Origin of the sequence: Clostridium sp. UMB9555A (assembly GCF_030222355.1) — a bacterium.
GTDB classification, from domain to species: Bacteria; Bacillota; Clostridia; order Clostridiales; family Clostridiaceae; genus Sarcina; species Sarcina perfringens.
In genome coordinates this window covers 498,108-524,808 of the sequence record NZ_JASORQ010000001.1, presented here as the reverse complement: position 1 = coordinate 524,808, position 26,701 = coordinate 498,108, and the positions used below count along the sequence as shown (strand labels likewise).

The following is a 26,701-nucleotide window of genomic DNA, read 5'->3' as shown; positions in this document are numbered from 1 at the left end:
TCGCACCATTTTACAAAAGATGTAAATTTCAGAATTTTTAAAATATTCTTATAATAAACTTATTATTTAAATATTAACATAGTAAATACTTCATTTCAACCAGTAATACTGGTGGAGATAAGGACTAAAAACTACTTTTCTGAGTTATTTTCATCATTATTTTTTTCAATTATTTTTTCATATTTACATTCTTTATCGCTACACTGTAAATATTCACCTTTACTCTTAGAGTATCTCTTAACCATATATGAACCACATTCTGGGCATTTTTCATTTGTTGGTTCATACCAACTTACGAAATTACACTCTGGATAATTACTACATCCATAGAATCTGTTTCCCTTTTTACTTCTCTTAACTAAAATCTTTCCTCCACATAATGGACAGTTTGCATCAACCTCTTCAACTATAGGTTTTGTATTTTGACACTCTGGATATCCAGGACAAGCTAAGAAGTCTCCAAATCTTCCATGCTTAATAACCATAAGTCTTCCACATTTATCACAAGGAACATCACTAACTTTATCTTCTATAATAACCTTAGATATCTCTTTTTCTGCCTTTTCTATATCTTCCTTTAATGGAGTAAAGAATTCATCTACTATATGAGTCCAACTTTCTTTTCCAGCTTCAACATTATCAAGTTTAACTTCCATTTCTGCGGTAAAGTCAGTATCAACTATCTGCTTGAAATAATTTGAAAGTATATCATTTACTATAAAGCCTAATTCTGTAGGTATAAGAATCTTTTTCTCTCTATCTACATATTTTCTACTTATTAATGTAGATATTGTTGGAACATAAGTACTTGGTCTTCCAATACCTTTTTCCTCTAAAAGCTTAACGAAAGCAGCCTCTGAATATCTAGCAGGTGGTTGAGTAAAATGTTGTTTACCTTCAATTGATTCTTCTTTTAAAACTTCATTTTCTTCTAATTCAGGTAAAAGTACTGATTCTTCCTCTTCCCCTGATATATATTCATAAACTTTCATGAAACCATCAAATTTTATAGTGGATCCACTAGCTCTTAATGTATAATCACCATTTTTAATCTCTAAGCTATTAGTATTTAATATACATGTAGCCATTTGACTTGCTATGAATCTTTTCCATATTAAAGCATATAACTTATATTGATCATTACTTAAGTTTGCCTTAGCAATCTCTGGTGTTATTTCAACATATGTAGGTCTTATGGCTTCATGTGCATCTTGTATATTTTTCTTTCCTTTATATACTCTTGGCTCCTCTGGAACATACTCTTTTCCATATGTTTCATCTATAAAGTTAAGAGCTTTTTCTTGAGCTTCCTTTGAGATTCTAACAGAATCAGTTCTCATATAAGTTATTAAACCTACAGTTCCAAATTTCTTAACTTCAACCCCTTCATAAAGTTGTTGAGCTACTGACATTGTTTTCTTTGTCATAAAGTTAAGCTTTTTACTTGCCTCTTGTTGAAGAGTACTTGTGGTAAATGGAGCTAAAGGATTTTTATTTTTAGTTCCTTTTTTTATTTTGCTTACTATATATTCATTTTCTTTAAGTTCATCTATTATTTGATCTGCTTGTTCTTTATTTTTTATTTCTATCTTTTTCTTATTTTTAGTTGTTAACTTAACAGGGAAAGACTTCTTTCCTTTTTTAAGTTTAACATCAACAGTCCAATACTCTTCTGGATTGAACTTCTTTATTTCTTCTTCTCTATCACATATAAGTTTTAATGCTGCTGACTGAACCCTTCCAGCACTCAATCCCCATTTTACATTTCTCCATAGAAGTGGACTTATTTCATATCCAACCAATCTGTCTAACACTCTTCTTGCTTGCTGAGCATCTACTAAATTACAATTTATTTTTCTTGGATGCTTTATTGAATTTTTAACTGCATCCTTTGTTATTTCATTAAATTCTATTCTACAATTCTCGTTTTCATCTATCTTAAGCACATTAGCTAAGTGCCAAGATATAGCTTCCCCTTCTCTATCAGGGTCAGTTGCAAGGTATATCTTATCACTTTTTTTAGCTAACTTTCTAAGTTTGCTTAAAAGTTCACCTTTTCCTCTTATTGTTATATATTTAGGATTATATTCATTTTCTATATCAACGCCTAATTGGCTTTTTGGCAAATCTCTTACATGTCCCATGGAAGCTTCGACTACATAATTTTTACCTAAATATTTTTCTATTGTCTTGGCTTTAGCTGGTGACTCAACAATTACTAATTTTTGACCCATCGTAAACTCTGAATTAAATCCAGAGTGTTCACCCCCTCAAACTATCATATTATTTTTGTATAATAATCTCCTGGTATAACTTCTATTTTATTTTCAAATTGCAATTCACATAATAACTCATATATGATAGATGTGTCAATATTTGTTACTCTTATAATATCGTCTATATGTAGAATATTATTCTCTAATATGCTTAAAAGCAACTGGTTAATCTCTGAATTTTCCTCTTTTTTGCCATCTTTATTACATTTTCCTTCTTTTTTTATTTTAAAAGGTATTGAATTTAATAAATCACCTATATTAGTAAATATGCCTGCTCCATCTTTTATAAGATTATTACAACCCCTGCTTTGAGAAGAAAACACATCTCCTGGCACTGCAAAAACATCTTTTCCTTGATTTATAGCATAATTTGCCGTTATTAAAGATCCACTTTTTTCTCCAGCTTGAACTACTATAACTGCTTCAGATAATCCACTTATTATTCTATTCCTTTGAGGAAAATTATATCTAAGAGGTGGTGTATCAGGGAAAAATTCACTAATTATACATCCATTTTTAATTATTTTTTTATACAATTCTCTATTATAGACAGGATAATCTAAATTTATTCCACAACCCAAAACGGCAACATTATAAAAATTTTCTTCAACACACTTTTTATGTGCTTCAGTATCAACCCCAAAAGCTCCACCGCTTACTATTCCAACACCTGCTTTTCCTAGCCCTGAAGCTATAAGACTTGCACATCTTTTCCCATATGGATCGCATTTTCTTGATCCAACAATGGCAACATTAGTATCTTCAGCTCTTTCTAAATCTCCCTTATAAAAAAGAATATAGGGAGGTTCATCTATATTTTTAAGTCTTTTAGGATAGTCTTTGTCTAAATATGTTACTATTTTATAGTCTTTCTTATTTATATCATTAATTACCCTACTATTCAAATCAATGTTAATATCATTTTTAAATTTACTAGCGCATTTAATTCCCGTTTCCTCTATATCCTTTCTATGTATGTATATATTTTCTTCATTTCCTAATTGATTTAAAAGTTCTATTTTTATATTATTTGAAATCTTTAAACTTCCAAACCATATTTTATAATTTAAATCAACCTCTTTCATTTATATAACCTCTCCATCTAAATTTTTTCTATAATTAAGTGCCTCATAAATATTGCTTTTTTTAATATCTTCACTGCCATCCATATCTGCTATGGTTCTAGATAATTTTATAATTCTATCTAAAGCCCTACTACTTAAAGAAAATCTTGTGTATATATTATTTAAAACTTCATGACATTCTTGATCTAATTTTATTAAACTTTGAATATGACTATGTTTCATCTGAGAGTTATAAGTTATTTCTAAATCTTTAAACCTAAATTTTTGTCTTTCTCTTGCTTCCTTAATTTTATTTCTTATATCCTCTAAATTTTCTTTTTTATTACTTGAATTAAGTTCATTATAAGAGGCATATCTAACAGAAGTAAAAATATCTATTCTATCTAACATAGCCTTAGAAAGTCTATTTCTGTATTTAATCCGTTCATATTCACTACAAGTACATACTCTTCCTTCATAACCACTTAAGTAATTTCCACATGGACATGGATTAAAAGCTCCTATAAGCATGACTTCTGCTGGATATGTTACACTTCCTACATTCCTAGATATTGTTATCTCTCCATTTTCCATAGGCTCTCTTAAACATTCTAAGGTTCTTCTATCAAACTCTAAAAGTTCATCTAAAAACAAAATACCATTGTGAGCTAAGGTAACTTCTCCTACTCTTAAATCTCTTCCTCCCCCTATGAGAGATACCCTTGTTGCAGTATGATGTGGATTTCTAAAGGGTCTTTCAATTTTTCCTTTAGTATTATTTAAAAGTCCTGAAACACTATATATCCTTGTTGTCTCTAATATTTCTTTTTTATTTAATTCTGGCAATAAAGATTTAACACCTTTAGCAAGCATTGTTTTACCTGATCCTGGAGGTCCTTGCAATATAACATTGTGATTTCCAGCTGCTGCAATTATCATAGCTCTCTTTGCACTTTCTTGACCACAAATCTCATTAAAAGAATTATCTTCCTTTAACGCACAAATTTCCTTTTCTCTTTTATAAGGTAGCACATCTCTATAGGTTAAAAATCCAACTACCTCTTTTAAATGAGAGAAACCATATAAATTAATATTATCAACACAAGAACATTCTCTTAAATTATCCATTGGTATAATAAACTTATCATTATTATTTTCAACTCCAGATATAACAGAGCACAAAGCTCCATTAACAGATCTAATATGGCCATCTAAAGATAATTCTCCTAAATAAACAGTATTCTCTAAAATCTCTCTTTGAATTTGACCACTTTCAATTAATATGGCTAAAGCTATAGGAAGATCAAATCCAGTTCCTACCTTTCTTAAATTACCTGGAGCTAAATTTACTGTTATTCTCCCTAAAGGAAATTCATAACCACTATTTAAAATAGCTGCTCTTACTCTCTCTTTAGCTTCTCTAACGGAAGTATCCGCTAAGCCTACCAAAGTAAAACTTGGCAACCCCTTACTTATATCAACTTCTATATTAACAATTACACCTTCTATTCCTATTAAAGTTGAACTTTTCAAACTTATAGACATACAAATCACCTTCTTTAAAAGATATACTTTCAAAAATCATACTAACCACAAAAAAATTTTTTAATCATTAAAATTTTAAAATGTTTAAACTTGTACTTAAGTGTTAAAAATTCAGTAGAGGTGATTTAAATGAAAAAATATAATAAATCTATAGGTTTCTACGGGGAGGATTTAAGCGCAAAATTCTTAGAAAAAGAGGGATATTCAATCTTAGAAAAAAACTTTAATTGTTCCTCTGGAGAAATTGATATTATAGCTATTAAAGATGAAATAATTTCTTTTATAGAAGTAAAAAGCAGGTTTTCTAACTCCTTTGGTAAGCCAAAAGAATCAGTAACCTGCTCTAAACAAGGTAGAATAATAAATGCAGCAAAATACTATCTACATATAAAAAAACTCTACAATTACTATATTAGATTTGATGTTATTGAAATTAACTTTCATATTGATAGTTCAAAGTATGAATTAAACTTTTTAAAAGATGCTTTTAGGGTATAACTATAGAATATTCTTTAAAAAACTCATTCTATGAATTTCTGTAGGCCCTACTTCTTTTAAAGCATCTACATGAGTCTTAGTTCCATAACCAACATTTTTTTCAAAATCATATTGTGGATATTTTTTATGATATTCTTTCATAATATTATCTCTATAAACTTTTGCAATTATTGAAGCACAGGCTATACAAGCACTTTTTGTATCGCCTTTTATAACATGCTTATTTTCTCCATTAAAGTTCTTTATTAAATATCCATCTGAAAGGACTAAATCTGGCTTTATGCTTAGTCCTTCACAAGCTTTTATGAATACATGATTATTACAGTATCCGATACCTTTTTCATCTATTTCCTTGCTATCACACATTGAAATGGAGTAACTTAAGGCTTTTTCTTTTATGATCTCACTTAACTCTTCTCTTTTATGTTCTGATAATTTTTTTGAGTCATTTATGTAAAGAATTATATCATCTAAATCACTAGAATCTAATATTACCGCTGCTGAAACTATGGGCCCTGCTAAAGGTCCTCTTCCAACCTCATCAACTCCAGCTACATACTTATAATCACCAAAACTCTTATCAAAAAGATACATATTTTTAACTCTTTCTTCTTCTTTAATAAGATTATTTAGGTTTTTCTCTAATCTACTTCCTAAAGATGATACATTTTTTCTTTTATCCTCTTTTAATAAATCAGCAAGTTCTTTTATTTGAGCTTTGTTGTCTCTATTTACCTCTAACTCTTTCACTAAATCACTTACTACTTTAAAAGAGTATGAATTTAAATTTTCTCTCATATCTTTTATTAAATTATCCATAATAAACCCTACTTCCTATTCTGGTTTTTCTAAAGATATTTTTCCTATTTTTCCGCCTCTAAATTCATCTAAAATTATTCCTGCAATTCTATTGTAATCTATTTGATTACCTGCCATTATAGCTCCTCTTTTTCTAGCTATAGCATCTAAGTTATCTAATGGATTTTCATGAAGTTCTGTAAGTTTATATCTAGTCATTAATTCTTCTGGATTTGTTTCTTGAAGTCTTTCAACTAGTTTAAGAGCTAATTCTTCAGTATCCATTATTTCGTCTTTTATAGCTCCAGTAAATGCTAAATTTAATCCAACGATCTCATCCTCAAATTTAGGCCATAAAACTCCTGGTGTATCCATTAATTCTATACCTAACTTAGTTTTTATCCATTGTTTATTCTTAGTAACACCAGGTCTATCTCCAGTTTTAGCTATATTGTTTTTAGCCATTTTATTTATAAATGTTGATTTACCAACATTAGGGATTCCAACAACCATAGCTCTAGTAGTGATTTTAGCTAAACCTTTAGCTTTTAATCTATCATGTTTCTCTTTTAAAAGTTTTAAAAGGGCAGGTTTTATAGCATTTAATCCTTCACCTTTTAAAGCGTTTACTTCTAAAACAATTGTTTCATCATTAGTTAAGCTCTCTTTCCAAGCTTTAGTTACCTTAGGATCAGTTAAATCACTCTTATTTAAAAGTATTACTCTAGGCTTACCAGCACATAGAGTGTCTATATCTGGATTTTTAGAAGATTTAGGTATTCTAGCATCTCTAATTTCTATAACAGCATCTACAAGCTTTAAATTGTTCTGTATTTCTCTTTTCGTTTTGACCATATGGCCAGGGAACCAGTTTATTGCCATAATAAATCACCCTTCCATTTTTTATTTTAGGTTATATTCAATATATTATCTTAAACAAATTAAATCAATATTGTTTAAAGTAAAATTCTAATATTTTTATACAAACAAAAAATGGGACTATTCACTAGTCCCAGTTTATGTTTAAATTATCTAGTTAACTCTTTAACTTTAGCAGCTTTACCTACTCTGTCTCTTAAGTAGAATAATTTAGCTCTTCTTACTTTACCTCTTCTTACAACATCAATCTTATCGATGATTGGAGCGTTTATTGGGAAAGTTCTTTCAACACCTACACCGTAAGCAACTCTTCTTACTGTGAAAGTTTCTCTTAATCCACCGTTTTGTTTTTTGATAACAGTTCCTTCGAATACTTGGATTCTTTCTCTGTTACCTTCTTTAATTCTAACGTGAACTTTTATAGTGTCACCTATGTTGAATTGAGTTAAATCTTCTCTGATTTGTTCTTTTTCGATTGCTCTTATGATTTCGTTCATTGTGCATTCCTCCTTGATATCTTCTAAAATTTTGACGTTCTTAACACACTCTGTGACAGAGGACCGCCGGTACTAGCACGAAGTTTATTCTATCATACTTGTATTCTTTAATCAATATATTTATTTTGATTTTAACAATTTTATGTCTTCTTTTGAAAGTTTAATTTTTTCAAACATATCTGGTCTTCTTTCTTTAGTTATAAGAAGTGATTCTTTTCTTCTCCACTTTCTTATATTTTCGTGATGACCTGACATAAGAACCTCTGGAACTTTCTCTCCCTCAAATTCAAAAGGTCTTGTATATTGTGGGTATTCTAAAGTCCCATCATAATAACTTTCATCTTGGAAACTTTCTTCACTTCCTAAAACACCTGGCACTAATCTAGATATGCTATCAATAACTGGAATACATGCCATTTCTCCACCTGTTAACACAAAATCTCCAAGAGAAATTTCTAAATCAAAATATTTATAAACTCTTTGGTCTATACCTTCATAGTGTCCACAAACAAAAACTAATTCTTCCTCTTTAGAAAGTTCCTTAGCCATTTCTTGATTGAAAGTTTTTCCTCTTGGTCCTAAAAATATAACCTTACCCTTATTTTTTTCTTTAACAGCCTTTATAGCATCTACAACTGGCTGAGGAGTCATAACCATTCCTGCCCCTCCACCATAAGGATAATCATCTACCTTCTTATGCTTATTTAAAGTATAATCTCTTATATTTACCGTCTCTATATGTAGAAAACCATTTTCCCTAGCTCTTCCTATTATGCTATGTTTAAATATATCAAACATCTCTGGGAACAATGTAAGAATATTAATCTTCATATTGCCACTCTCCAGAAGGTCTTATAGTAATTAATTTTTTATCCATATTAATATCTAAAACTATATCCTTTAATACTGGAACTAATACTTCCTTCTTTCCTTGAACCCAATAAACATCATTACTTGGAGTTTGGATTACATCTTTGATTTTTCCATACTCAAATCCCTCTGTATCAACAACAGTGCATCCAACTAAATCAACTATGAAATATTCATCTTCTTCAAGCTCTATAGCATCTTCACGTTCTATTTCTAAATAAGTTCTTTTTAGTTTTTCAGCTTCCTCTATTGAATTTATTCCTTCTAATTTAAGTATAACTTTATCCTTAAAGTATTTTACGCCCTCTACTTTAACCTTTTTTCCTTTTAAGATAACATATTCTAAATAGTCAAATCTTCTCATATCTTCAGTTAAAGGCATAACTTTCATTTCACCTCTTAAGCCATGAGTGTTTATTATTTGACCAACTATTAATAAATCTTCCATTATTACACCCCTTTTCTGTATATAAAATAAGAGTTAGGTATTCCCCTAACTCTTTTTAAATGATTTCTACTACAACTTTTTTGTTTTCTTTAATTGCAGCAGCTTTCACTACTGTTCTGATAGCTTTGGCAATTCTACCTTGCTTTCCAATAACTTTTCCCATATCTTCAGGTGATACCTTTAGTTCTAATATGATTGATTCCTCTCCTAAGACCTCATTTACATGAACATCCTCAGGTTTATCTACTAGTGACTTAGCAATTATTTCAACTAATTCCTTCATATTATTCCTACTTAAAAATAAGTAGATTCACCCCCTAGGAAAACTATTTTATACCAGCTTGGTTGAATAATTTTTTAACTATATCAGTTGGTTGTGCACCATTTCCTAACCACTTAGCAGCCTTTTCAGCGTCTATTTTAACTTCAGCTTCTGGCTTAGCGATTGGGTTGTAGTATCCTATTTCTTCGATGAATCTTCCGTCTCTTGGACTTCTTGAATCAGCAACAACTACTCTGTAGAAAGGAGCTTTGTGAGCACCCATTCTTCTTAATCTTATTTTAACTGCCATTACATTTTCACCTCCTTCAAAAGTGTGTTCAATTTATTTCATAAAAGGAAGTTTACTTAAAAATCCCTTTTTACTAGCATTTTTTTGGAATGATTTCATTTGCTTCATTTGCTTTTTCATCATTTCATAGCCTTTTAAGACTTTATTTACTTCTTGTACTGTTGTACCAGAACCTTTAGCTATTCTTCTCTTTCTTGAACCATTTCCTATTACTAAAGAAGGTTGTTTTCTTTCTTTAGCTGTCATTGATTGTATGATTGCCTTAACTGTAGCCATTTGTTTTTCTCCTTGAGAAAAATCAATGCCTTCAAGTTCCTTTGTGTTAACACCTGGAATCATCTCTATTAATTTATTTATAGGTCCAAGCTTTTTCATTTGATCCATAGCTGATAAGTAGTCATCAAAGTTAAATTCTTGATTTAACATTTTTTCACTTAACTTACTTGCTTCATCTTGGTCAATAGCTTGCTGAGCTTTTTCTATTAAAGAAAGGACATCTCCCATTCCTAATATTCTTGAAGCCATTCTATCTGGATGGAATACTTCAATATCACTCATCTTTTCACCAACACCAACAAATTTAATTGGTTTACCAGTAATGTCTCTTATTGAAAGAGCAGCACCACCTCTTGTATCACCATCTAACTTTGTTAATATTATTCCTGAAAGATCTAATGAATTATTAAATGTCTCAGCTACATTAACAGCATCTTGACCTGTCATAGCATCAACTACTAATAATATTTCACTAGGATTTGAAACTTCTTTAACATCTTTTAACTCTTGCATTAAATCTTCATCTATATGAAGTCTACCAGCGGTATCTATTATAACAATGTTATTTCCATTGTCTTTTGCATGCTCTATTGCAGCTTTGGCAATATCTACAGCCTTAACCTTATCTCCCATTGAGAATACTGGTATATCTATTTGTTTTCCTACAACCTGTAATTGCTTTATGGCTGCAGGTCTATATATATCACAAGCCACAAGTAATGGCTTTTTGTTTTTCTTTCTTAAGTGCAATGCAAGTTTTCCAGCCATAGTTGTTTTACCTGCACCTTGAAGACCTACTAACATGAACACTGTTGGTCCATTGTCTGAGTATTTTAATTTACTCTCAGTCTCTCCCATAAGAGTTGTTAATTCGTCATTAACTATTTTAATAACCTGTTGACCTGGAGTTAAACTATTTAATACTTCCTCACCAACACATTTATCTTTAACATTTGATATAAACTTTTTTACCACCTTGAAGTTAACATCTGCCTCTAAAAGCGCAAGCTTTACTTCTCTCATGGCTTCTTTTATATCTTTTTCTGTTAGCTTACCTTTACCCTTTAATTTTTTAAGCGTGTCTTGTAATTTAGACGCTAATCCATCAAAAGCCATGCTTAACCCTCCTAAGCGTTTATAATTTCCTCTAATTTCTCATCTATATATTTTTTTATATTTTCATCTAAATTAGAGTTCTTATTTAATTCTGCCATAAGCTCTTCTTTAATTCTATACCTTTTATCAATTTTTTTTGATAATTTAAGTTTTTCATCATAAGAATGAAGTTGCTTAGAGCATCTTTTGATTAAATCATAAATTGCTTGCCTACTGGTTTTATTAATTTCAGCAATCTCTGCTAGTGACAAATCTTCATTGTAATAAAGGGTCATAACATTAAACTGCTTTTCCGTAAGCAATGTTCCATAGTAATCTATTAACATTGATATTTCAAATCTATTTTCCATATAACCACCTTGCTCACGAATAAGATAATAACAAATAATTTTATAAGTGTCAAGTATTTTTACTTAACACTTATTTTTTTGATATTTATGCTTAAAAACCTGATGATTACTTATATAAATTACTATATATTCATTTATGATTAATAATTTTTCTAAATATTTTTTTATTTTTTTCTTATAATAATGCTTCTGCAAATTCCTTAGCATTGAATTTTTGTAAATCCTCTACACCTTCTCCAACACCAATATATTTAACTGGTATATTTAAAGTATTCTTAATAGATATAACAACTCCACCCTTAGCTGTTCCATCTAACTTAGTTAATATTATTCCGTCAATAGGACAAGCCTCCATAAATTGTTTTGCTTGTATAACTGCATTTTGTCCTGTTGTACCATCTAATACTAGAAGAGTTTCTTTTTTTCTATCTCCTAATTCTCTATCTATTATTCTATTTATTTTAGCTAACTCATCCATAAGATTTTTCTTGTTATGAAGTCTTCCTGCCGTATCACATATTAATAAATCTACATCCCTAGCTTTAGCAGCCTGTACGGCATCAAAAACTACTGCCGCAGGATCTGATCCTTCTTGATGCTTAACTATATCTACATTAGCTCTTTGACTCCATATATCTAATTGATCTATGGCAGCTGCTCTAAAGGTATCTGCAGCGGCTAATAGAACTTTTTTACCATTATTTTTATTTCTAGCTGCTATCTTACCTATTGAAGTAGTCTTACCTACTCCGTTAACCCCTATTATAAGCATAACCTTCTTTTCCTTATCATCTTCTTCCTCTTCAGAGTCTCCTTCTAGCATCATTTCTGCAATAACTTCTTTTAAGGCTGGTTTAACCATTTCAACATCATTTATTTTTTCTTTTCTTATTTTAGCTTTTAATCTATCAATTATTTCAACAGTAGTATCCATTCCTATATCTGACATTATAAGTGCTTCTTCAAGCTCCTCATACATATCGTCGTCTATAGTTACAGCTAAATTTAAAGCTTCATTTATTTTATCTGTTAAGTTATCTCTTGTTTTTGTTAATCCAGTTTTTAATTTATCAAATAATTTTCCAAACATTTTTTGTCCTCCTCTATTTGTCCAAGTCTACTGAAACAATTTTAGATATACCTTTCTCTTCCATAGTAACTCCATACATAACATCAGCAGCTTCCATAGTACCTTTTCTATGTGTTATTACTATAAACTGAGTATTATCTCTAAACTTACCTAGAAACTCTGCATATCTTCTTACATTGGCATCATCTAAAGCAGCCTCAATTTCATCTAATATACAAAATGGTGTAGGTTTCATCTTTAATATGGAGAATAATAAGGCTATAGCAGATAAAACCTTCTCTCCTCCAGACATAAGATTAATATTTTGAAGCTTCTTTCCTGGTGGTTGAACATTTATGTCTATATTTCCTGTAAGCTCATCACCATCACCTAAAACAAGCTTTGCACTACCTCCTTTAAATAATTCTTTAAAGGTTTCATCAAATAGCTTATTTAAGATATTAAAGTTTTGTCTAAAGACTACTCTCATCTTAGATGTCATTTCTTCTATAACATTTAAAAGTTCTTCCTTAGCCTTTTCCAAGTCATCTCTTTCTGTTGTCATAAAATTATACTTCTCAGATATTTCTTTAAATTCTTCAATAGCATTTACATTTACATTTCCTAAACCAGTTATTCTAGCTTTAAGAGTTGATATCCTTGACTTATGAGAATTCATATCTTCAATAGGCTTAAATCTATTTTTCTCTTCTTCAAAACTTGTATTAAACTCTTCTAGAAGTCTTTTGTTTAAAATATTTTTTTCATTTTCTTGTTTTGTATAAGTTATATCATTTTTATGAACTTCTTCTTCCTTTTTAGCTATTTCAACTGAAAGAACTTCTAAGATATTCTCAGCAGAGCTTATGTTCTCTTTTAACTTACCTTTTTTAAGTTCAAAGGATTTAAAGTTCTCTTCAAGAGTAATTATATTTACTTCCTCTTCTTTTATGAACTTCTCACATAAAACTATTTCTTTTTTACTTTCTTCCTTATTAGCTTTTATCTCTTCTAAGTACTTAGTAATATTTGTAAGTTTATTTTCTACTTCTTCTATAGAAGAATTTATTCTATTAGCTTCCTTTTCTCTTCCCTCAATAACTTCTTGAAGTTTAGCTTTATTTATTTTCATATTAGTTAGCTTATCTTTATATTTAGAAAGAGTTTTTGAAAGTTCTTCACGTTTCTTATCTAATTCATTTAACTTTTCTGAATTAGTTACTTCTTTGTTTTCAAATTGATTAATCTTTTCATTAATAATTTCAATTTCTTTAACTATCTTAATCTTTCTTGAATCAATATCCTTAAGCTCTAATTCTAAAGATTTTATAGAATTTTTTATTTTAAAAGTTTCATCATTAACATTTTTAATCTTGTTGTTTAAGTCCGCTAACTCTAAATTCTTTTCATATATTTTGTCTATAATTTCTTGTTTTTTTATACTTAACTCTTCTTGATCCCTATTTAAATTTTCCAATTCTTTAGTTAGTATATGCTCTTCATTTTTTACTCTAACTAATTCATCCTCTAAAGCTTTAACTTCATTTTTTCTAGACATTATACCTGTGTTTTTTTGATAAAGACTACCACCTGTAAGTGCTCCACCTGCATTTACAACCTCACCAGATAAGGTAACAATTTTATGTCTATAATTAAGCATTTTAGCAATTTTTATAGCATTATCTATATTATCACATATTATAGTTTTACCTAATACATAATTTATAACATTATTATAAACCTCTTTAAAGTTTACTAAATCTGAAGCTATTCCTAAGAATCCTTCACTTTCAACTATGTTTTTGCTAAGTTCTAACTTCTTACCTCTTATTATTGATAATGGTAAGAATGTAGCTCTTCCTAACTTATTTTCTCTAAGATGATTAATAAGAATTTTTGCAACTTCCTCATCTTCAGTTATAATATTAGAAATACTTCCACCTAAGGCTACTTCAATAGAAGTTTCATATCCAGCCTTAGTTTCCACAACCTCTCCTAAAACTTTGCATTTGTTTTTATTTATTTTTACACGTCCAGCATCTACACTAGCCATTATTTTCTTTACTGAAAGGTTGTATCCTTCATATTGATTTTCTAATTTTTTTAGCATTTCTTTATTAGCTTCAATCTTATTTACCTTTGATAAAATTTGATTAAGTTTACCTTGAGTTTCCTTAATTAACTTTAAGCCTTCTCTAAACTCTTCTTCTTTTTCCCTTAATTCTCTTTCTTTATCTTTCTTTTCTTCTTCTATAATTTGAAGCTCTTTTTGAAGATTTAAATTAGTTGCCAAATTAATTTTTAATGAATTATCATAATTTACTTGTTTGCTTTTTGATGAATCAAGTTTTTCATTTATGTTACTCAATTCACTTTCTAACATTGTCATTTTATTTTTAGATAAGGAAACCTTTTTTAAAAGTTCTAATTCCTCATCCTTTATCTTTTTAATTTCTTTTTCCTTAGAAATAAATTTTAAGTTAAGTTCATTAACTTCTTTTTCTAAGTTATTAATTTCTTCTAATTCTTTTTCAAACTTACTTTTATTTGAATTAAAATCCTTCTCTATAGAGTTTTTTTCCTTCATTAAGACATGTAATTTCTTCTTATTTTCTTCTAACTCTTCTTTGTTTTTAAGAATTAATTCATCTATATTTTTAATTCTTTCATTTAAAAGATTTACTTTTCCTAAGCTTTTATTTATTTCTTCCTTTTTAGCAAAATACTCTTCTTGCTTTTTAGAATGGCTGCCTTCTAAAGAGTCTAACTCTTCCTTTAAAGCAAACATTTTCTCTCTTTCTTCTTTATACTTTTCTTTTTGCTTATCATTAAAAGCTATTAAATCTTTTATCTTTTCTTTTTGCCTTAATATAACACCATCAATATTGTGTAATTCACTCATAATAGATGATATTTCTTTGTGCTTTAATTCATTTGAAAGCTCTAAATATCTTAAAGCTTTATTTTTTTCCTCTTCTAAAGGACCTAATCTTTCTTCATAAGTAAAAATTATATCATTTATTCTAACTAAGTTTTCTTCCGTATTCTTTAACTTTTTTTCAGCTTCACCCTTTCTAGATTTAAACTTTACAATACCTGCAGCTTCCTCTAGAATAGCTCTTCTATCTTCCGGCTTACCACTTAGAATACTATCTATTTTACCTTGACCAATAAGCGAATACCCTTCTTTTCCTATTCCTGTATCCATAAATAGGTTTACAACATCTTTTAATCTACAAGGAGAATTATTTATTAAATATTCGCTTTCTCCAGAACGGAATAATTTTCTAGTAACTTTTACATCTAAATAATCTAAAGGGAGTTCCCCTGAAGAATTGTCTAAAGTTAAAGAAACCTGTGCATATCCTATAGGCTTTCTATATTCTGTACCAGTAAAGATTACATCTTCCATCTTAGCTCCTCTTAATGTTTTAGCACTTTGCTCCCCTAAAACCCATCTTACGCTATCTGATACATTACTTTTTCCACTTCCATTAGGCCCAACTATAGCCGTTATTCCTTTTTTAAAATTTAATTCTGTTTTATCAGCAAATGATTTAAATCCCCTTATTTCAAGAGATTTTAAAAACATATATTCACTCCTATCCTTACATAAACATAATCGGTAATAAAGTTGCTAAAAAGCATATTACAACAAAAATAATAGTAATTTTTATAACCCTGTCTCTCGTAGTTTTTCTCACTGTACTTCACTCCTCATGGTATAAGTTTATATTATGCCAATTAAAATATCAATAAAAAAAGCCTCAGAGATCAACTCCAAGGCATATAATAACTATAAATCTATTTTATATACTTTCGATTCTACTTCTATATTTATTTTATCTACTTCCATAGAATTATCTACTTTAACCTTCAAATTACAATTTTGTGCCTTGTCTTTAAGTTCATTGAAGTATCTCTTTTTATCAGCATAAAGCTTAGAAACTGATTTATTGCTAATTCTTATAGTTACTTCTCCACTTTTATTCTTTAAAATATTATATATATTTTCATTTATAATACTACTCTCTACTAATTCTCTAAAAGCAGGATGGAAAGGTCCATCTACAATATCCTTACCTAAAGCTATATTATCTGTAGGCTGCAATCCAATTCTTATAACCTGTATATTATTTTCTTTATACATCTTATAAAGTTTAGCACTTATAGAAACAGCCTCTTCTAGAGTATATGGCTTATAAGTTCCCTCTAAGTACATATCCTCCATAGGAGTATTTTTCACTGTAAGAGCAGGATATATTCTACATATATCAGGTTTCATCTTTATAGACTCTCTTGTTGTTTCTATATCCTTCTCAAAAGTGTCCTCAGGAAGTCCTACCATTATTTGATGACCTAAAGTAAAGCCATATTCTTTAATTAACTTAGAAGCTTTTAAAACCTCATCATAACCATGACCTCTACCTGATTTATGCAACACTTCCTTATCTAAAGACTGAACTCCAAGTTCTATTATATCAACTTTATAACTTTTTAAATGATCTAAAATAAACTCATCAATATAATCTGGTCTAGTAGACAACCTTATATAGTCTATAATTTTTTTATCCTTATATTCTTTTGCAACATCTAATAGTTCTCTTTGCTTATTTATATCAATAGCAGTAAAAGTTCCTCCAAAGAAAGAAACCTCTAATATTCTATCTCCTTCACCAATTGTTTCTATATATTCTTCAATTGTCTTTCTTACAAAATCACTATTAACCTTATTTTCTTGCTTGTACTTTGGCCCTAATATAATCTCTTTATTTTCTCCAGTTATTTTCCCTTGATTACAAAATACGCAATCATGTGGACATCCTTCATGAGGAACAAAAATTGGGATTATATAGTGTCTTTTTCCCATTTAATTTCACCTAACCTTTGCAGTGCTGCTTTAGCTGCATTTTGTTCTGATTCTTTTTTACTAAATCCAACACCTTGACCCATAATCTCATTATTAATTAAAAGGTCTGTAAAGAATTTTCTTCTGTGAGGTGGTCCTTCATGCTTAACTAAATTATAAACAATATTAACTTCCCCATTTTTTTGAAGAACTTCTTGTAATCTAGTTTTAAAGTCTAAGATTATTTCTTCATTTATAGCCTTATCTATAACATCTTTAAAGTTTCTTAAAATAAAGTCATTTGCAACCTCAATTCCTTTATCTAAATAAACTGCAGCAATTACTGCTTCTAATGCATCAGCTTGTATTGAAGTTCTTTCTCTTCCTCCAGTTAGTTCCTCACCTTTACTCATTCTTATATACTTACCAAGTGATAGGTTTTTTGAAACTTTATGTAAAGAATTTTCACAAACTACTAAAGCTCTTATTTTTGTTAATTCACCTTCAGATTTATCTTTGTAATTATTAAATAAATATTTTGTAACACAAAGCTGTAAAACTGAATCTCCTAAAAATTCTAATCTTTCATTATATTTTACATCTTTAAATTGATTTGCATATGAACTATGCGTTAATGCTGTTATAAGCACCCCTTTGTTTTCAAACTCAATTCCTATAAGTTTTTCAACTTCTATTAAATTTATATCTTTCACCTTAAAATTCATCTCCTTAAGGTTTATTCTTCAAGTTGTTTTTGAAACAACTTCAAGAATAAACTTAAATTAAAAATCCCGCTTATTGCGGGACTTTATTACTTCTCTGTATGTTCTGTGATGTATTCTACTACATCTCCTACTGTTTTGAAGCCCTCAGCATCTTCATCTGGGATTTCCATCTCTAACTCTTCTTCAAGAGCCATTATTAATTCAACTATATCAAGAGAATCCGCACCTAAGTCATCTATAAATGTTGATTCCATAGTTATTTCATCTTCGTTTACGCTTAATTTATCAGCAATAATTTCTTTTAATTTATCAAACATTCAATTCACCTCCTAAGTTAATCTAATAAAATATTATTATATATAAAATGCATAGTCAATACGCATTACGTAATTTTTAAATATTTTTTTGATTATCAAAGCTTTTTTTAGTGATTTCTTCACTTAATTTCCCAATCAGGTTATTTTCATGGAACTTTCTTGCCTGTCTTATTGCATTCTTAAAAGCTTTTGCATCAGAACTACCATGTGCTTTTACACATATTCCCTTTACACCTAAGAATGGTGCTCCACCATATTCTTTATAATCCATTTTCTTCTTAAGGTTCATTAAAGCTGGTGCTAAGAATGGTACTCCTAATTTAGCTAAAAATGATGATTTAACTTCTGATTTGATCATACTTAATATTGTAGAAGCTACTCCTTCATACATCTTTAAAACAGTATTTCCAACAAATCCATCACAAACTAAGACATCCACATCTCCTGTTGAAACTTCTCTCGGTTCAACATTTCCAATAAAGTTAATATCTTTTTCTTCTTTTAGAAGCTTATAAGTAGCCTTTGTAAGGTCATTACCCTTTTCTTCTTCTTCTCCAATATTAACTAATCCTACCTTAGGGTTATTAACATCCATAACAGATTTAAAGTAAACCTCACCCATTTTAGCAAATTGAACTAAATAAGAAGGTTTAGAATCAACGTTAGCTCCTGCATCAATTATCATAAAAGGACCATTTTTACCCGGCATAACTGGTGCTAAAGCAGGTCTTTCAACCCCTTTTATTCTTCCTACAATAAGTGTACATCCTGTTAAAAATGCACCTGTGCTTCCAGCTGATATAACTGCTTCACACTCATTATCCTTAACAAGTCTAAGAGCTTTAACAAGACTTGAGTCTTTTTTCTTTTTAACAGCCATAGCAGGATGCTCATTTGTACTTATTACTTCTTTAGCATCTATAAAAGTAACTCTTTCTTTATCGTATTTAAATTTAGAAAAAGCCTCTTTTAAAAGATCTTCTGGTCCAGTTATATATATTTCTATATCCTTAAATTCTTCTAATGCCTGAACACACCCTTCAACTACTGCACTTGGGGAATGATCTCCTCCCATTCCATCTACAGCAATTCTCATGAGTTTCACCCCTTTTTTTCCTATATATAAAGAAAAGAAAGTCATAAGACTTTCTTTTATTCTTCAACTGATACTACTTCTTTACCTTTGTAGTGTCCGCAGTTTTTACATACTCTATGAGCCATTTTCATTTCATGACATTGTGGGCATTCTACGATACCTGGTAAGCTTGCCTTGAAAGTTTGAGCTCTTCTTGAATCTCTTTTTGCTCTGAACGTTTTTCTAGCTGGATTTCCCATTGTTACACCTCCTTATTACTTAAACAAGTCCATTAGCTTTGCCATTCTTAAGTCAATTTCTTCATTGTCACATTGGCATGTTTCTTTATTTAAATCAATACCACATTTTTGACAAAGCCCCTTGCAGTCTATGCTGCAAAGTCTTTTTATAGGTAAGGTTGAAATTACGTTTTCTACTACCGCTTCAGCAACATCTAATTCGTCGCCTTCTACATAAGCAATAGAATCATCTTCTTGATTTGAATTATTTGTAAATTTCTCATCCATATCTATTGATACTTCATAAGAGAAATTAGTTAAGCATCTTGAACACTTCATCTGAAGTTCTCCAGTAATGTTACCTACTAACTCTATAAAAGACTCATTAGATATAACTTCACCAGTAAAATGTAGAGGCTTTATAACCTTCATATTTTCGCCTTCAAATTCGAAGCTTTTTAAATCCAGAACAAAATCTAAAGATTTTCTTCTTTCTCTTTTTGAGCATATTTCTGAAAAAATTAATTTCATAATCACCGTAGTTAAATAACTACTTTCACGCTCCTTAACATAAGATATGCATTGTTTATTCCTAAACAACACATATCTTATTATATTAACTAGCTATTTAAAAGTCAAGCATTTTATAATTATTTACTTACAATACTTACTGTATCTTGTGCTATCATTAATTCTTCGTTAGTTGGAACTACGAAAAGTTTAATTTTTGAACCCTCTTTGCTTATTTCAGCAACTTTAGCTCTTATATTGTTTCTTTCTTCATCTAACTCAATTCCTAAGAACTCTAAATCTCTACAGATAGCTCCTCTTTCTATGATTGAGTTTTCTCCAACACCAGCAGTAAATACTATTACGTCGCATCCATTCATCTCTGCAATGTATGCTCCTATATATTTCTTAACTGAGTTTCTGAATAAATCTAAAGCTATTTGAGCTTCTTTGCTTCCTTTGTCAGCAGCTGCTTCAACATCTCTAAAGTCACTGCTTACTCCTGAAACTCCAAATATTCCTGATTTTTTGTTCATTAAAGTATTTACTTCTTGTGAAGTATATCCTAATTCATCTATTAAGTATGTAACTACAGCTGGATCTATATTTCCACATCTAGTTCCCATTACTAAACCTTCAAGTGGTGTGAATCCCATAGTAGTATCTACACATTTACCATTTTTTATAGCTGCTATACTTGCACCATTTCCTAAGTGACAAGTGATTATTTTTAAATCTTCTATGTTTTTACCCATAGCTTCTGCAATTTTAGCTGAAACATATTTATGAGAAGTTCCATGGAAACCATATTTTCTTATGTGTTCTTTTTCATATAATTCATATGGTAATGCATATACGAATGCTTTTTCTGGCATTGTTTGATGGAATGCTGTATCAAATACAACAACCATAGGAACATTTGGCATTAATGCTTTACAAGCATTTATTCCTATTATATTTGCTGGATTATGAAGTGGAGCTAATTTAGCACACTCTTCTAAATCTTTCATAACTTCCTCTGTAACTAATGCAGATTCAGCATATTTTTCTCCACCATGAACAACTCTGTGTCCTATAGCATTTATTTCATCTAATGATTTTATAACACCATGTTTTTCATCTCTTAAAGCTCCTAGAACTAATCTAATAGCATCTTGATGATCTTTCATTGGTTCTACAATCTCATATTTATCTTTACCTTCACTCTTTTGAGTTAAGTTTGCGCCTTCTAATCCTATTCTTTCTACTAATCCAGTTGCTAAAGCATTTTCAGTATCCATATCTATTAATTGATATTTTAATGATGAGCTTCCGCAATTTATAACTAATACGTTCATTATAAACTCCTCCTGTTAAACCTATAAACTAAAATTAATAAGCTTAATTCATTTTAATTTTATCCATCTATATAAAATTCTAATCAATTACTATTTAGTTGCTTGTGCTTGAACAGCAGTTATTGCAACAACGTTAACTATATCATCTGAACTACATCCTCTTGAAAGGTCGTTTATTGGTTTAGCGAAACCTTGACAAACTGGTCCAATAGCTTCTGCATTAGCAAATCTTTGAACTAATTTGTATCCTATATTTCCAGCTTGTAAATCTGGGAATACTAAAACATTAGCATTTCCTGCTACTTTACTATTTGGAGCTTTTTGTGAAGCAACTTTTCCAACTATAGCAGCATCTAATTGTAATTCACCATCTATATCTAAATCTGGTCTTAATTCTTTAGCTTTTTCTGTCGCTACTCTTACCTTTGTTACTAAATCATGGTCAGCACTTCCCATTGTTGAGAATGAAAGCATTGCAACCTTTGGATCCATTTTGCAAAGATTTTTAGCAGTATCAGCAGTAGCTATAGCTATAGCAGCTAATTGGTCTGCATTTGGATTTGGATTAACAGCACAGTCTGAGAATAATAACATTCCACCTTCTCCATATTGTGAACCTGGTACCATCATTATGAAGAAACTTGATACTACAGATACTCCTGGAGCAGTTTTTATTATTTGAAGACCTGGTCTTAAAAGGTCACCAGTTGTGTGTACAGCACCTGATACCATTCCGTCTGCATCACCCATTTTTACCATCATTGTTCCGAAGTATAAAGGATCTCTTACGATTTTCCCAGCTTTTTCAACTGTCATTCCTTTAGCTTTTCTTAATTCATAAAATTCGTTTATATAACTGTCTAATTTATCTGAAGTTTCAGGATCAACTATGTTTACTCCCTCTAAGTTTACGCCTAAAGCTTCAGCTTTTTCTCTTATTACTTGTTCTGAACCTACTAAGTAAACGTCAGCAAGTCCTTCTTCTTTTATTCTTTGTGAAGCGACAAGAGTTCTCTCTTCATCACCTTCTGGAAGTACTATTTTTTTTCTATTATTTTTAGCACTTTCCCATATTTGTTTCATAAGTTCCATGTTCATTTCTCCTTTCAAGTCAAAGCAGATGTTATGTGTTATCACACACAATACTAATAATACTATACTCCTATACTAATATATTTTTCAACAGATAACAAACAAAAAAACGGTATCATAATATTGTTTTTATATTTAAAATTATCTGAATTTTCTAATAAATATATACACTTTATTATTTTTATATATTAGGTTATTATAGTTTTATCAAAACAGGAAAAAGTGGTGATTTAAATGAATATAACTGGCATAATAACTGAATATAATCCTTTTCATCTAGGTCATGAACTTCATCTAAAAAGTTCAAAAGAGATTACAAATTGCGATGGAGTTATTTGTGTTATGAGTGGAAACTTTGTGCAAAGAGGTTTGCCTGCTTTAACGGACAAATGGACTAGAACAAAAATGGCCTTAGAAGCTGGAGTTGATCTAGTTGTAGAACTTCCAACCCTTTTTGCAACTTCTTCAGCAGAATTTTTTGCCTTTGGTGCAGTATCTTTGCTTAATTCTTTAAATGTAGTTAATAATATTTGTTTTGGGTCAGAATGTGGAGATATAGATTTAATCAAAAAACTTAGTGAAATTATTATCAATGAACCTCCTATATTCAAAGAATATTTAAAGGATTATTTAAAGGAAGGACTTCCCTTTCCTAAAGCTAGAAGTAAAGCTTTAATGAAGTACTTAGATTATAATAATTATAAAATTGATTTTTCATACTTAGAAAAAGTTCTAAACTCTTCTAATAATATATTAGCCATTGAATATTGTAAAAGCCTTTATAAGCTTCAAAGTTCTATAAAACCTTTTACTATACAAAGATTAGGAGCAGATTACAATGATGAAGAACTTTCAAAAAATGAAATAGCTTCTGCTTCTGCCATAAGAAAAAGTATTTATACTTCAAATATGGAAGAAAGTCTTGATTTTATGCCTGAGTATAGCTATAACTTATTAAAAAATACTTCTTTTAGTGATTTAAATAAAATGTTTGACTTAGTAAAATACTCTATAGTAAGCAATCCTAATGTATTAAAAGAAATACCAGAGGCTTCTGAAGGCATAGATAATAAGATAATTCAAAACATAGGAAAAGCTAATTCCTTAGATGAATTAATAAATCTATGTAAAAGTAAGCGCTATTCATACACTAGATTAAATAGAATTTTATGTCACGTACTATTAAATGTAAATAAAGATCTTCTTTCTCTTAGAAAATCTCCTCCTAGTTATGTAAGAATCTTAGGATTTAATAATAAAGGAAGGGAAATTTTAAAAGAGATTAAGAAAAATTCTGAAATAAACATCGTTAATAAATTATCAAAAGCTAAATCAGATCCTTTGTTAGAATTTGACATAAAAGCCACTAATATTTATAGCTTTATAAATCCATCAGTTAAAATTAACAGTGATTATTTAATTAGTCCTATTATTTTTAGATAACAATAATATTATTATATGTACTTAAATATAAATACTATATATGATTTCGTAAAAGGAGGAAACCATGTATAGTATTTTATTTTTACTTATAATAATACTAAGTATAATTTTAATAAAATTATTAAAAATAAAAGGCAATATTATTTTTTCTTTATTTTTAACCTTAACAGTAATTTACTTTATAGTAAACCCTAAACTTTCCATGGAAGCATCCTTGGCTGGTGCAGAGTTATTTTTTTACTCTGTGCTTCCAACTATGTTTCCATTTATGGTTATATGTAACATGATAATTAATTTAGATGGAATAAAACTATATTCAAAAATATTAGGCCCTATTCTATGTAAACCCTTAGGATTAAGTTATCCTTGTAGCTTTGCTTTAGTTGCAAGTTTTCTTTGTGGATATCCACTAGGTGCAAAATATTCCACTGACTTATATAAAAAGGGGCTTATTCCCCACGATGAATTTGTAAGACTTTTAAATATAGCTTCTAATATAGGCCCTTTATTTCTATTAGGTGCTGTAGGAACATCTATGCTTGGCAATTCAACTCTTGGATATTTATTGTTAATACCAAGTTATATTTCTGCAATTATTATGGGTATAATAACTAAAAATAAAAAAAGAGAGAAAAAACTCTCTCTTTCTAAAGAAGTCATTACTGAAAACAAATCTACTTTTAACATAGGAGAAGTGATTAAAAAGTCTATTGAGGATGCTTCCTTAAATATACTTGTCCTATGCGGATATGTAATTATGTTTTCAGTAATAATAAGTATGTTAAAAACCTTATTTATTTCAACTGGAACATTAACAAACTTAAGTTCTATGTTAAATATACCTCCTGATATATTTAACGGTTTATTTTTAGGAAGCATAGAAGTTACAAATGGATGTAACATAATAGCTTCTAGTAATTTATCACTTTTTAGCAAATTACTCTTACTATCATTTTTAAGTTCCTTTGGTGGACTTTCAATAATAATGCAAACTTCTTCTTTCTTTTATAAAGAAAATGTATCTATAATAAAATACTTCTTATTTAAAGTTTTGCAAGGAATAATTGCCTTTGTACTTATGTTTTTCGTTTATATGATATTTAAAAATAATATTGCAGTTTCACTTATAGAAAGCTCATTTTTAATTACGCTTTCTCCAATAATATTAATTATAGGAATAACCCTTGGCTTAGCAATTTTATATAAATTACTTATCGCCTCTTAATTCCTTAATATTGCTTCTTATTTCACCAGTTGCTTTATCTAAGTCTTCTGTGAAATCAATAGCAAACTTCTCCATATTATTTTTCATATGATTAAGAAATTCTTCTCTTTTATTAGTTATTTCATTTTCTAATTGAGATAATATTTCATCAGCATATTCTCTTGAGCCTAGTCTAATAGTTTTTGCTTGTCTTTGAGCATTAGCTATTATCTCCTGGGCTCTTAATTCTGCTTCTTTTACTATATTATGATTCTCAATTCTTTTTTTCATCATTTCATAAGTTTCTTGCTTAACACTCTCATTTTCTTTTCTAGCTTCAGCTAAGATTCTTTCTTTCTCTCCTAAAACCCACTGTGCTTTTTTAATCTCATCTGGAAGACAATTAATCACTTGGTCTAAAAGTTCTAAAACTTCTTTTCTATCAACAACAACCTTACCTGTTATAGGGACCTTAGAAGCTCCCTCAACAATATCTCTTAAGTAATCTAAAATTTCAATAACTTGTGACTCCATGTTAATAATTATCCCTCCCCTCTTAAACTAATAATCCTTTCTTCTAAATCCTCTACTATCTCTTTTGGAACAAAGTTTTTTATTTCTCCATTAAAACTTGCAACCTGCTTTATTGCAGACGAGCTTATATAAGAGTAATTAGGGCTTGTAACCATAAATACAGTTTCAACCTCATTTGCTAATTCTCTGTTCATAAGTGCCATTTGGAATTCATATTCAAAATCAGTAACTGATCTTAAACCTTTTATTATTACATCTGCTTTTTCTTTTCTCACAAAATCAATTAAAAGTCCATTAAAACTTTTAACCTCAACATTATTGTATTTTGCAACGCACTTCTCTATAAGATTAACCCTTTCTTCTATAGAAAACATACCTTTTTTATTTATGTTTATAAGAACAGCAACTATGACCTTATCAAATTTACTTGCCGCTCTTTCAATAAGGTCTAGATGTCCTTTAGTAATAGGGTCAAAACTTCCTGGATAAACCCCTACTCTCATTTTAGTCCTCCTCTATTTTATAAAAGCAAACTGTTGTATTTCCATACTTCTTAACTTTTGTAAGCTTTATCTTTTCAGTTCCCTCAAAAATTTCTTCACTTGAATCTATTTTAGTAACTATTAACCCATCTTCTTGAAGTAAGTTTTTTTCTTCAATTATTTCTATAGCTTCTGGAATAAGATTTTTCATATATGGAGGATCTATAAACATTAAATCAAATACTTTACCTCTTGAAGCTAAACTTCTTAATGCAGAATAAGCATCTGTGTTTAGAGCATGACAAAAATCTCCGAAGCCTAAATTTTCTATATTTTTCTTTAAAACAGGGAATGTTACTGGACTCTTATCAACTAAGTAGCATTCTTTAGCTCCTCTACTTGCTGCTTCTAATCCTAAACTTCCTGTTCCTGCAAAAACATCTATAACTACAGCATCAGGTATATACCATTGAATCATACTAAACATTGATTCTTTTACTCTATCTAGTGTTGGTCTTGTTTCATATGTTGGTGGTGATAATAGTTTTCTTCCTCTTGCTTTTCCTGCTATTATTCTCATTTATAATGTCCTCCTTTGATTTTCCTTAATTATTTTATCATATTACTAGTTTTTGA

General features: G+C 29.5%; 29 protein-coding genes. 3 read left to right on the top strand and 26 right to left on the bottom strand.

Translation table 11 applies throughout. The features are described 5' to 3' along the window. Window positions 1-131 precede the first annotated feature (131 nt). The 3 genes from topA to QP548_RS02430 are packed head-to-tail and all read right to left on the bottom strand — an operon-like array spanning window position 132 to window position 4,885. Complete coding sequence (topA, locus tag QP548_RS02440) at window positions 132-2,234, bottom strand: type I DNA topoisomerase (protein ID WP_003449413.1); 2,103 nt, start codon at window positions 2,232-2,234, stop codon at window positions 132-134. A gap of 44 nt (window positions 2,235-2,278) precedes the next feature. Then, entirely contained in the window at window positions 2,279-3,361 is a 1,083-nt protein-coding gene (dprA, locus tag QP548_RS02435; protein ID WP_061428785.1) for a DNA-processing protein DprA, read from the bottom strand. Beyond that, window positions 3,362-4,885: a YifB family Mg chelatase-like AAA ATPase gene (locus tag QP548_RS02430; RefSeq protein WP_061428786.1), complete on the bottom strand. Its 1,524-nt coding sequence runs from the start codon at window positions 4,883-4,885 to the stop codon at window positions 3,362-3,364. It lies immediately after the preceding gene. Window positions 4,886-5,014: 129 nt separating this feature from the next. Here QP548_RS02430 and QP548_RS02425 point away from each other — a divergent pair, with 129 nt between their 5' ends. Then, window positions 5,015-5,383 carry a YraN family protein gene (locus tag QP548_RS02425; protein WP_061428787.1) on the top strand — a complete coding sequence of 123 codons (369 nt, stop codon included), beginning with the start codon at window positions 5,015-5,017 and terminating at the stop codon, window positions 5,381-5,383. On the opposite strand, the gene QP548_RS02420 is transcribed toward QP548_RS02425, so the two are convergent. From QP548_RS02420 to pta, 20 genes are all read right to left on the bottom strand, one after another. Then, on the bottom strand, window positions 5,384-6,202 hold the full coding sequence (locus tag QP548_RS02420) for a ribonuclease HII (RefSeq protein ID WP_061428788.1): 819 nt from the start codon (window positions 6,200-6,202) through the stop codon (window positions 5,384-5,386). Window positions 6,203-6,217: 15 nt separating this feature from the next. After that, window positions 6,218-7,063 carry a ribosome biogenesis GTPase YlqF gene (gene ylqF / locus QP548_RS02415; RefSeq protein WP_003466453.1) on the bottom strand — a complete coding sequence of 282 codons (846 nt, stop codon included), beginning with the start codon at window positions 7,061-7,063 and terminating at the stop codon, window positions 6,218-6,220. Between the two features lie 146 nt (window positions 7,064-7,209). Next, the gene (rplS, locus tag QP548_RS02410; protein ID WP_003449446.1) at window positions 7,210-7,557 is read right to left on the bottom strand and encodes a 50S ribosomal protein L19; all 348 of its coding nucleotides are present in this window, start codon (window positions 7,555-7,557) and stop codon (window positions 7,210-7,212) included. Between the two features lie 120 nt (window positions 7,558-7,677). Further along, window positions 7,678-8,388 (bottom strand): tRNA (guanosine(37)-N1)-methyltransferase TrmD, encoded by a 711-nt coding sequence (gene trmD, locus QP548_RS02405; protein WP_061428789.1) that lies wholly within the window; start codon window positions 8,386-8,388, stop codon window positions 7,678-7,680. Further along, a complete protein-coding gene (rimM, locus tag QP548_RS02400; protein WP_061428790.1) occupies window positions 8,378-8,875 on the bottom strand; it encodes a ribosome maturation factor RimM in 498 nt (165 codons plus the stop codon). Before rimM ends, trmD begins: the two co-directional genes overlap by 11 nt. A 55-nt stretch (window positions 8,876-8,930) precedes the next feature. Beyond that, window positions 8,931-9,158: a KH domain-containing protein gene (locus QP548_RS02395; RefSeq protein ID WP_003458429.1), complete on the bottom strand. Its 228-nt coding sequence runs from the start codon at window positions 9,156-9,158 to the stop codon at window positions 8,931-8,933. Between the two features lie 43 nt (window positions 9,159-9,201). Next, on the bottom strand, window positions 9,202-9,447 hold the full coding sequence (gene rpsP / locus QP548_RS02390; protein WP_003458442.1) for a 30S ribosomal protein S16: 246 nt from the start codon (window positions 9,445-9,447) through the stop codon (window positions 9,202-9,204). Window positions 9,448-9,480: 33 nt separating this feature from the next. Continuing rightward, complete coding sequence (gene ffh, locus QP548_RS02385; protein WP_061428791.1) at window positions 9,481-10,839, bottom strand: signal recognition particle protein; 1,359 nt, start codon at window positions 10,837-10,839, stop codon at window positions 9,481-9,483. A gap of 11 nt (window positions 10,840-10,850) precedes the next feature. After that, a complete protein-coding gene (locus QP548_RS02380) occupies window positions 10,851-11,189 on the bottom strand; it encodes a putative DNA-binding protein (RefSeq protein ID WP_061428792.1) in 339 nt (112 codons plus the stop codon). A gap of 175 nt (window positions 11,190-11,364) precedes the next feature. Beyond that, window positions 11,365-12,279, bottom strand: a complete 915-nt coding sequence (gene ftsY, locus QP548_RS02375; protein WP_003458440.1) for a signal recognition particle-docking protein FtsY — start codon at window positions 12,277-12,279, stop codon at window positions 11,365-11,367. A 13-nt stretch (window positions 12,280-12,292) separates the two neighbouring features. Further along, the gene (smc, locus tag QP548_RS02370; protein ID WP_061428794.1) at window positions 12,293-15,850 is read right to left on the bottom strand and encodes a chromosome segregation protein SMC; all 3,558 of its coding nucleotides are present in this window, start codon (window positions 15,848-15,850) and stop codon (window positions 12,293-12,295) included. A gap of 16 nt (window positions 15,851-15,866) precedes the next feature. Next, window positions 15,867-15,962 carry a DUF4044 domain-containing protein gene (locus tag QP548_RS02365; protein WP_100066302.1) on the bottom strand — a complete coding sequence of 32 codons (96 nt, stop codon included), beginning with the start codon at window positions 15,960-15,962 and terminating at the stop codon, window positions 15,867-15,869. A 92-nt stretch (window positions 15,963-16,054) separates the two neighbouring features. Then, window positions 16,055-17,128, bottom strand: coding sequence for an elongator complex protein 3 (locus QP548_RS02360; RefSeq protein WP_061428795.1), 1,074 nt, complete (start codon window positions 17,126-17,128; stop codon window positions 16,055-16,057). Next, window positions 17,107-17,820, bottom strand: a complete 714-nt coding sequence (rnc, locus tag QP548_RS02355; RefSeq protein WP_003458447.1) for a ribonuclease III — start codon at window positions 17,818-17,820, stop codon at window positions 17,107-17,109. Before rnc ends, QP548_RS02360 begins: the two co-directional genes overlap by 22 nt. 98 nt (window positions 17,821-17,918) lie before the next feature. Further along, window positions 17,919-18,149 (bottom strand): acyl carrier protein, encoded by a 231-nt coding sequence (gene acpP, locus QP548_RS02350; RefSeq protein ID WP_003458423.1) that lies wholly within the window; start codon window positions 18,147-18,149, stop codon window positions 17,919-17,921. 76 nt (window positions 18,150-18,225) lie between these two features. Continuing rightward, window positions 18,226-19,245 (bottom strand): phosphate acyltransferase PlsX, encoded by a 1,020-nt coding sequence (gene plsX, locus QP548_RS02345; protein ID WP_061428796.1) that lies wholly within the window; start codon window positions 19,243-19,245, stop codon window positions 18,226-18,228. 56 nt (window positions 19,246-19,301) lie between these two features. After that, window positions 19,302-19,484 carry a 50S ribosomal protein L32 gene (rpmF, locus tag QP548_RS02340; protein ID WP_003449428.1) on the bottom strand — a complete coding sequence of 61 codons (183 nt, stop codon included), beginning with the start codon at window positions 19,482-19,484 and terminating at the stop codon, window positions 19,302-19,304. A 15-nt stretch (window positions 19,485-19,499) separates the two neighbouring features. Then, window positions 19,500-19,994 carry a YceD family protein gene (locus QP548_RS02335; RefSeq protein WP_003449453.1) on the bottom strand — a complete coding sequence of 165 codons (495 nt, stop codon included), beginning with the start codon at window positions 19,992-19,994 and terminating at the stop codon, window positions 19,500-19,502. A 119-nt stretch (window positions 19,995-20,113) separates the two neighbouring features. After that, on the bottom strand, window positions 20,114-21,310 hold the full coding sequence (locus QP548_RS02330) for an acetate/propionate family kinase (RefSeq protein WP_061428797.1): 1,197 nt from the start codon (window positions 21,308-21,310) through the stop codon (window positions 20,114-20,116). 90 nt (window positions 21,311-21,400) lie between these two features. Then, window positions 21,401-22,402: a phosphate acetyltransferase gene (gene pta, locus QP548_RS02325; RefSeq protein ID WP_061428798.1), complete on the bottom strand. Its 1,002-nt coding sequence runs from the start codon at window positions 22,400-22,402 to the stop codon at window positions 21,401-21,403. 234 nt (window positions 22,403-22,636) lie between these two features. Between pta and QP548_RS02320 the strand changes: the two genes are divergently transcribed. Both QP548_RS02320 and ylbJ read left to right on the top strand, forming a co-directional pair. Next, window positions 22,637-23,845, top strand: a complete 1,209-nt coding sequence (locus QP548_RS02320) for a nucleotidyltransferase (RefSeq protein ID WP_061428799.1) — start codon at window positions 22,637-22,639, stop codon at window positions 23,843-23,845. A gap of 64 nt (window positions 23,846-23,909) precedes the next feature. Next, on the top strand, window positions 23,910-25,070 hold the full coding sequence (ylbJ, locus tag QP548_RS02315; protein ID WP_061428800.1) for a sporulation integral membrane protein YlbJ: 1,161 nt from the start codon (window positions 23,910-23,912) through the stop codon (window positions 25,068-25,070). On the opposite strand, the gene QP548_RS02310 is transcribed toward ylbJ, so the two are convergent. From QP548_RS02310 to rsmD, 3 genes are read right to left on the bottom strand one after another with little or no spacing between them, the layout of a single operon-like run. Further along, a complete protein-coding gene (locus tag QP548_RS02310) occupies window positions 25,053-25,583 on the bottom strand; it encodes an ATPase (RefSeq protein WP_003458392.1) in 531 nt (176 codons plus the stop codon). The two genes, ylbJ and QP548_RS02310, sit on opposite strands and share 18 nt — an antisense overlap. 8 nt (window positions 25,584-25,591) lie before the next feature. Next, window positions 25,592-26,086: a pantetheine-phosphate adenylyltransferase gene (coaD, locus tag QP548_RS02305; RefSeq protein WP_003458450.1), complete on the bottom strand. Its 495-nt coding sequence runs from the start codon at window positions 26,084-26,086 to the stop codon at window positions 25,592-25,594. A 1-nt stretch (window position 26,087) separates the two neighbouring features. Continuing rightward, window positions 26,088-26,645 (bottom strand): 16S rRNA (guanine(966)-N(2))-methyltransferase RsmD, encoded by a 558-nt coding sequence (rsmD, locus tag QP548_RS02300; RefSeq protein ID WP_003458525.1) that lies wholly within the window; start codon window positions 26,643-26,645, stop codon window positions 26,088-26,090. Between the last annotated feature and the right edge of the window lie 56 nt (window positions 26,646-26,701).

Coding starts and splice junctions, on each gene's coding strand:
- topA (WP_003449413.1), bottom strand. CDS start 2,234: ATGGGTCAAAAATTAGTAATTGTTGAGTCACCAGCTAAAGCCAAGACA.
- dprA (WP_061428785.1), bottom strand. CDS start 3,361: ATGAAAGAGGTTGATTTAAATTATAAAATATGGTTTGGAAGTTTAAAG.
- QP548_RS02430 (WP_061428786.1), bottom strand. CDS start 4,885: ATGTCTATAAGTTTGAAAAGTTCAACTTTAATAGGAATAGAAGGTGTA.
- QP548_RS02425 (WP_061428787.1), top strand. CDS start 5,015: ATGAAAAAATATAATAAATCTATAGGTTTCTACGGGGAGGATTTAAGC.
- QP548_RS02420 (WP_061428788.1), bottom strand. CDS start 6,202: ATGGATAATTTAATAAAAGATATGAGAGAAAATTTAAATTCATACTCT.
- ylqF (WP_003466453.1), bottom strand. CDS start 7,063: ATGGCAATAAACTGGTTCCCTGGCCATATGGTCAAAACGAAAAGAGAA.
- rplS (WP_003449446.1), bottom strand. CDS start 7,557: ATGAACGAAATCATAAGAGCAATCGAAAAAGAACAAATCAGAGAAGAT.
- trmD (WP_061428789.1), bottom strand. CDS start 8,388: ATGAAGATTAATATTCTTACATTGTTCCCAGAGATGTTTGATATATTT.
- rimM (WP_061428790.1), bottom strand. CDS start 8,875: ATGGAAGATTTATTAATAGTTGGTCAAATAATAAACACTCATGGCTTA.
- QP548_RS02395 (WP_003458429.1), bottom strand. CDS start 9,158: ATGAAGGAATTAGTTGAAATAATTGCTAAGTCACTAGTAGATAAACCT.
- rpsP (WP_003458442.1), bottom strand. CDS start 9,447: ATGGCAGTTAAAATAAGATTAAGAAGAATGGGTGCTCACAAAGCTCCT.
- ffh (WP_061428791.1), bottom strand. CDS start 10,839: ATGGCTTTTGATGGATTAGCGTCTAAATTACAAGACACGCTTAAAAAA.
- QP548_RS02380 (WP_061428792.1), bottom strand. CDS start 11,189: ATGGAAAATAGATTTGAAATATCAATGTTAATAGATTACTATGGAACA.
- ftsY (WP_003458440.1), bottom strand. CDS start 12,279: ATGTTTGGAAAATTATTTGATAAATTAAAAACTGGATTAACAAAAACA.
- smc (WP_061428794.1), bottom strand. CDS start 15,850: ATGTTTTTAAAATCTCTTGAAATAAGGGGATTTAAATCATTTGCTGAT.
- QP548_RS02360 (WP_061428795.1), bottom strand. CDS start 17,128: ATGGGAAAAAGACACTATATAATCCCAATTTTTGTTCCTCATGAAGGA.
- acpP (WP_003458423.1), bottom strand. CDS start 18,149: ATGTTTGATAAATTAAAAGAAATTATTGCTGATAAATTAAGCGTAAAC.
- plsX (WP_061428796.1), bottom strand. CDS start 19,245: ATGAGAATTGCTGTAGATGGAATGGGAGGAGATCATTCCCCAAGTGCA.
- rpmF (WP_003449428.1), bottom strand. CDS start 19,484: ATGGGAAATCCAGCTAGAAAAACGTTCAGAGCAAAAAGAGATTCAAGA.
- QP548_RS02335 (WP_003449453.1), bottom strand. CDS start 19,994: ATGAAATTAATTTTTTCAGAAATATGCTCAAAAAGAGAAAGAAGAAAA.
- QP548_RS02330 (WP_061428797.1), bottom strand. CDS start 21,310: ATGAACGTATTAGTTATAAATTGCGGAAGCTCATCATTAAAATATCAA.
- pta (WP_061428798.1), bottom strand. CDS start 22,402: ATGGAACTTATGAAACAAATATGGGAAAGTGCTAAAAATAATAGAAAA.
- QP548_RS02320 (WP_061428799.1), top strand. CDS start 22,637: ATGAATATAACTGGCATAATAACTGAATATAATCCTTTTCATCTAGGT.
- ylbJ (WP_061428800.1), top strand. CDS start 23,910: ATGTATAGTATTTTATTTTTACTTATAATAATACTAAGTATAATTTTA.
- QP548_RS02310 (WP_003458392.1), bottom strand. CDS start 25,583: ATGGAGTCACAAGTTATTGAAATTTTAGATTACTTAAGAGATATTGTT.
- coaD (WP_003458450.1), bottom strand. CDS start 26,086: ATGAGAGTAGGGGTTTATCCAGGAAGTTTTGACCCTATTACTAAAGGA.
- rsmD (WP_003458525.1), bottom strand. CDS start 26,645: ATGAGAATAATAGCAGGAAAAGCAAGAGGAAGAAAACTATTATCACCA.